The 1013-nt window shown below is 48.1% G+C and carries 1 tRNA gene and 2 rRNA genes; all 3 read right to left on the reverse strand.

What is annotated here, in order from left to right:
* A 23S ribosomal RNA gene (locus AC1DVK_RS27045) occupies nt 1-584 on the reverse strand; the annotation flags it as partial.
* Between the two features lie 17 nt (nt 585-601).
* Nucleotides 602-706 (reverse strand) — tRNA-Ile (locus tag AC1DVK_RS27050).
* A 124-nt stretch (nt 707-830) separates the two neighbouring features.
* Nucleotides 831-1013: ribosomal RNA gene (locus tag AC1DVK_RS27055) — 16S ribosomal RNA — on the reverse strand; the annotation flags it as partial.

Consider the following 1013-nt stretch of genomic DNA (forward strand, 5'->3'; position numbering starts at 1 on the left):
TTTTGACTACTTGTAGGCACACGGTTTCAGGATCTATTTCACTCCCCTTCCGGGGTGCTTTTCACCTTTCCCTCACGGTACTGGTTCACTATCGGTCACTAGGGAGTATTTAGCCTTGGGAGATGGTCCTCCCTGCTTCCGACGGGATTTCTCGTGTCCCGCCGTACTCAGGATCCACTCAGGAGGGAACGAAGTTTCAACTACAGGGTTTTTACCTTCTTTGACGGACCTTTCCAGATCACTTCATTTACCCCGTTCCTTTGTAACTCCATGTTGAGTGTCCTACAACCCCAAGAGGCAAGCCTCTTGGTTTGGGCTAATTCCGTTTCGCTCGCCGCTACTCAGGAAATCGCATTTGCTTTCTCTTCCTCCGGGTACTTAGATGTTTCAGTTCCCCGGGTCTGCCTTCAGTACCCTATGTATTCAGGTAAAGATACTGTTCCATTACGAACAGTGGGTTTCCCCATTCGGAAATCTCCGGATCAAAGCTTACTTACAGCTCCCCGAAGCATATCGGTGTTAGTCCCGTCCTTCATCGGCTCCTAGTGCCAAGGCATCCACCGTGCGCCCTTTCTAACTTAACCGTTAAAAAAGATCTTACTGATGCTTTGAAAAAAATTAATTGCCTTCTATCTATTATCTAGTTTTCAAGGAACAAAACCATCGACCTCACGCTTATCAGGCGTGCGCTCTAACCAGCTGAGCTATAGGCCCATTCACATAAATAATAAGCTTCTGCTTCCCAAGCTTATCGCGGGATTACTATTTAATTGAATGAATCACTCATTCAAAACTGAACAAAACAAAAGCGCTCTCGTAATTATCCTTAGAAAGGAGGTGATCCAGCCGCACCTTCCGATACGGCTACCTTGTTACGACTTCACCCCAATCATCTGTCCCACCTTAGGCGGCTGGCTCCATAAAGGTTACCTCACCGACTTCGGGTGTTACAAACTCTCGTGGTGTGACGGGCGGTGTGTACAAGGCCCGGGAACGTATTCACCGCGGCATGC

The sequence above is a fragment of the Peribacillus sp. P4_B1 genome, assembly GCF_056402395.1.